The sequence below is a fragment of the Protofrankia sp. CiT1 genome (assembly GCF_917627335.1).
Taxonomy (GTDB): domain Bacteria; phylum Actinomycetota; class Actinomycetes; order Frankiales; family Frankiaceae; genus Protofrankia.
In genome coordinates, this window is sequence record NZ_CAKJTP010000231.1 from 1 (window position 1) to 4,343 (window position 4,343).

Genomic DNA, 4,343 nt, shown 5'->3' on the forward strand with positions numbered 1-4,343 from the left:
ACTTAGCGTGGCGTGGGCATCTCCAGGCACGTGGGAGTGCTGCCGCGAGCGCGCCCTCTAGACTTTTTGATCATGAGATGCCCCCGGGTGTTATCTGTAGTTTTCAAGATCGAAGTTGGCGTTCCCGCAGGTCACACTGTCACGTACGCGTACGCCACGGGAGGGACAAAAGCAGCATCGAGGAGCAGCGGGCACCAGACACGCTGGACGCTCGGCTGTCCACGTGGCGGACGGTCTCCAGATAATCCGTCCGCCACGGCCGAAGGAACGGACAAACCGGTCCGTCACCTGCCGTCGCGGACGGTCCCCTGACGACGCCTGATTACCGGGGTGTTCTGGAAGGCGCCCTTCCACATTCTGGAAGACGCTGTCGGCGAGTGCTGGCTGCTCAACGCCCGTCATCTCCACAACGTGCCGGGACGTAAGACGGACCTGTTGACCGAACTAGCGGTACGTTCCGTAGCGAAATGCTCGCGCTTTGGTGGTTGGCCCGCTAGATTCACTGCTCGTGATCAACGAGGACGAGGTGCCGCGGGACCTGTCGCGGCTGGTGGTGCCGTTGCTGGGTGCGTTGGAGTCGACGGGGGATCTGTTCGCGCCATATCGGCTGGTTGACGGCGACAGCCAGCCGGTCGCGCCGGTCGCGGCGTTCTTCGCCGAGTTGACCGCCTGTGGGCGGCCGGCGACGACACAGCGGTCGTATGGGATGGATCTGCTGCGCTGGTTTCGGTTCCTTCTCTGCACTTGTCAAGCGAGTGACTGTGACTCCGTTAGATCTTGCTGGCTGGGCGTGACCGCCTTCGCGGCGGGCCCGGAGCCTCCGCAAAACCTGTTGGCGGACCACGGCGACCACTGCTACCTTTCCGGAGGCCGCGCCAGAGAACGAGGAGGTGATACCCGTGAACGCAGTATCGACATGGGTGCTCCCCTCCGGGGTCACGGTCGGGCGATAGGTCGTCCGGGAGCGCCGTTCACGAGCACTCCCGAAAGGCACGACCATGCGATTCACTTCCGAACAGCGCCTCGACGACGGTGTCCTCGAGCGCGAACTCACCCTCGGCGAGATCCCCGGCATCCTGTGGACACCCGGATCCGCATCCGCACCGGCCCCGCTGATCCTGCTCGGCCACCCCGGCGGCCTGGGCACGATGCACCCGCGACTGGTGGCCCGGGCCCGGCGCTCCGCGGCGGACGGCTTCGCCGCGGCGACCATCGAGCTCCCCGGAAGCGGTGACCGGCCCCGTTCCGCCGCCGCCGAGGAGGCCCGCGCCGACCTGCGCCGGGCGCTGAAGGCCGGCGAGCCGGTCGACGGCGACATCGTCGACCGGCTCGTCCTCCCGCTGGTCGACAAGGCGGTCCCGGAATGGCAGACGGCCCTGGACGCCCTCCTGTCGCTGCCCGAGATCGGCGGCCCGGTCGGCTACTCGGGAGGGGTGATCGCCATCGGTATCCGGCTGGCGGTGGTCGAGCCGCGCATCTCGGCCGCCGTTCTGTTCGCCGGGAGTTTCGTGCCCCGCACTATGTTCGAAGAGGCTCGGCGGGTCACCATCCCGCTGCACGTCCTGCTGCAGTGGGATGACGAAGGAAACGACCGGCAGGCGGCCCTGGACCTGTTCGACGCCTTCGGCTCCAAGGAGAAGACACTGCACGCCAACATGGGCGGGCACACCGGCGTCCCGCAGTTCGCGGGGGACGCCGCGGCCGAATTCTTCACCCGGCACCTGAGGTGAGGCCGGGCCGTCAGGCCAGCAGCAGACGATAGGAGCTGTCGGCCAGGCCACCGCTCATCGAGGACAGGTCCCGGCCCACCTCGATGAGCGGTGGCCAGCAGATGCACAACCGCCCCGACCGCGGCGGTACCGGCCCCGGTCGGGGCCGGCGCGTCTCCAGATTGACATCGGCGAAAGCCCCGCTGGTGTTGGTGTCCTGATCCGTTCCAGGGGCCGACGGCTGGTAGGCCGAGGTGGATCGGCTCTCGCTGCTGAACCCGGTGCGCCTCGGCACGCTTGTCGCGCAGGAAGGCCAGGGTGAGGTCGATGCCCTCGATCTCACCGAGTGCTGGGAACGATCCCATGGGAACTCAGGTCATCGCGGCGCCGCGATGACGGGTATGCCGAGGCCGACGGGGGCGATGCGGGCCAGCCGCCGGGTGTCCTCGCGTTTCTGCCGGAGGAAGGTGAGGGTGAGGTCGAGGCCGTCGACCTCACCGAGCCAGTTCTCCTGCTCGGCGCGGGCGCGGCGGGCGAGTAGGTCGGCCTCGATTTCGTCGAGGCGCGGCACCATCTTCGGGTTTATCGCCAGCATCGGGCAACGCAGGCAGGCGTGCTCATGCTGGCAAGGAGTTCCGTAGGGGCGGGCACAGCCACCCAACTCGACCTTGCGTTTGTCGAAGTGTTCCTCGAACTCCCTCCATTCATGTTCGGTGACGTCTCCGTACTCGTCGCCGGGGCGGGTGTTGCGGCGCCGGCCGAGGAATTCCTGGTAGTGGCGGACGACGTCCTCGTTGAACACCGCGACGTAGCCCCGCGTGGTTTGGAGGTTCAGGTGGCCGAGCAGGGCCGCGCCGATGTGGATCGGCAGGCCGTTGTTCACAAGTTCCGTCGCGAATAACCTCCGGAAATCGTGGGGGGTGAAACAGGCGGCGCGGAAGCCGGGGTGGCGTTCGGCGAGTTCCTCGCAGCGGCGCCGGAGCATGTTCACCACGGTGGCCGGCGAGACGACCTCCAGGCTGGTACCGATCTTGCGTTGGAACAGGAACGGCATCGCCGGGCTGGCTCGGCGCTCGTGGGGATCGTAGCGTGGCAGCAGCGGGATGGCCCGGCCGTCTCGGGTGTGCCGGCGGATGATCGCGGCGATGACGCTGAACAGCTCGGCGGACATGGGGATGACGCGCTCCCGGTCACTTTTCGAGGGGGCGACCACGAGCAGGGCGATGACCTCGCCGGTGGGCCGCTGGTATTGCCGGATGCTCAGGTGGGTGAGCTCGAGCGCTTCTTCTATTCGGACGCCGGTGTGGCGGAGTATTTCCACGACCGCCCACTCGAAAAACGCGGCGTCTTCGGCGGCTGTGAGGTTGACGGGCTTGCCGGATTCCTGGTCGAGGACCCGCACGTTCGCCGTCCCGCCGTGCCTGACCCGCCGCTCGTCGGCCCGGCTCCACAAACGCTGGTAGGTGCGGCCGTCGAGGGTAATCGTCTCTCCGGCGCCTGCGGTGGAGGCGCGTTCCAGCACGGCGCGCAGGTGTTCGTAGCGGGCCTCCATGTATTCCACCAGAGTGGCCAGCAGCGGTTGGCGTTGGCGGGTGCGGTCGTCCATGCGTTCCTTGACGCGCCGTTTACGGATCCCGAACCCGCGCACATCGGCGTCGGGCACCGGGCAGGGCGCCACCCAGATTGCCCAGCGCTCAGGTTCGGCGGGCGCCCAGGCCTGGATGTCGACATAGAAGGCCCGGACGGCGCGCAGGATCGGCTCGAACTCGCGGCGCCCGCCGCCGTCCGCGCGCAGCGCGACCTGCCCGCGCCAGCGCCGGTAGAGCTCGCCGTCGAGGCGCAGGTCCGCCTGACCGGGGGCGAGCGCCTCAATCGTGGACCAGAAATGGCTGGCCAGGTGCCGGGCAAGGTTGTCCAGCGACGAGTAGTCCAGGTCGGGTTGGCGGCGCTCAAGGTAGGCGACCAGCAGCCGCCGGACGCCGGCGTGGCGGATCGGGTAGCGGCCGACCATCTCCTCGGCACTGAGCCGGCCGGTCAGCAACGCCGCCTTCAGCGTCGCTGGCCCCTGTTCCGGGAAGTGCCCCATCGCGTGCAGCGCCTGCCAGGCCAGGTGCCCCGGGAACCGGCTGCCGGCGCCGCGCGCCCCGAGCACCAGCCCCCCGCGGCGGCACTCCCAGACGTAGTGCAGCAGGGCAGACGGGGTCAGGTCGGCCAGCGCGATGCCCTGGGTGGTCAGGGCGGTCGCGACGTCGAACAGTGCGGTGCCGTGGTGGGCCGGGTTCACCGGCATCCATGCCCTGCTCCTGCTCGACGTCCAGACCGGGCTGCGCGTCTCCGAGCTCACCGGCCTGACCAGGCAGGACATCCACCTCGGGGCCGGCCCGCACGTCCGCTGCCACGGCAAGGGCCGCAAGGACCGAGCCACCCCACTCACCACCCAGACCGTCAAGGTCATGCGGACCTGGCTCGCCGAGTCCAACCCCGACCCGGGCGGCCCGCTGTTCCCCACCCAGACCGGCGGCCGGCTTTCCCGTGACGCCGTCGAGCGCCTCGTCGCCAAGCACGCCGCCACCGCCGCGGACACCTGCCCGTCGATCAAGAACAAGCACGTCACCCTACACACCCTGCGACACT

Annotated in this window: 4 protein-coding genes; 2 read left to right on the forward strand and 2 right to left on the reverse strand. The window is 68.9% G+C overall.

The features are described from left to right. Positions 1–998: 998 nt before the first annotated feature. Complete coding sequence (locus MJ785_RS20530; RefSeq protein ID WP_239382404.1) at positions 999–1,730, forward strand: dienelactone hydrolase family protein; 732 nt, start codon at positions 999–1,001, stop codon at positions 1,728–1,730. Between the two features lie 10 nt (positions 1,731–1,740). Here MJ785_RS20530 and MJ785_RS20535 read toward each other — a convergent pair whose 3' ends face one another. Beyond that, entirely contained in the window at positions 1,741–2,004 is a 264-nt protein-coding gene (locus tag MJ785_RS20535; protein ID WP_239382406.1) for a hypothetical protein, read from the reverse strand. Between the two features lie 81 nt (positions 2,005–2,085). Further along, positions 2,086–3,999: a site-specific integrase gene (locus MJ785_RS20540; RefSeq protein WP_239382408.1), complete on the reverse strand. Its 1,914-nt coding sequence runs from the start codon at positions 3,997–3,999 to the stop codon at positions 2,086–2,088. On the opposite strand from MJ785_RS20540, the gene MJ785_RS20545 reads away from it, so the two are divergent. Next, positions 3,971–4,343: tyrosine-type recombinase/integrase (locus MJ785_RS20545; RefSeq protein ID WP_239382410.1), on the forward strand; the 373-nt coding region annotated here is incomplete at its 3' end. The two genes, MJ785_RS20540 and MJ785_RS20545, sit on opposite strands and share 29 nt — an antisense overlap.

What these genes read in the sequence shown, in the direction of transcription:
- MJ785_RS20540 (WP_239382408.1), bottom strand. Translation starts at nt 3,999, where the DNA reads ATGCCGGTGAACCCGGCCCACCACGGCACCGCACTGTTCGACGTCGCG.
- MJ785_RS20530 (WP_239382404.1), top strand. Translation starts at nt 999, where the DNA reads ATGCGATTCACTTCCGAACAGCGCCTCGACGACGGTGTCCTCGAGCGC.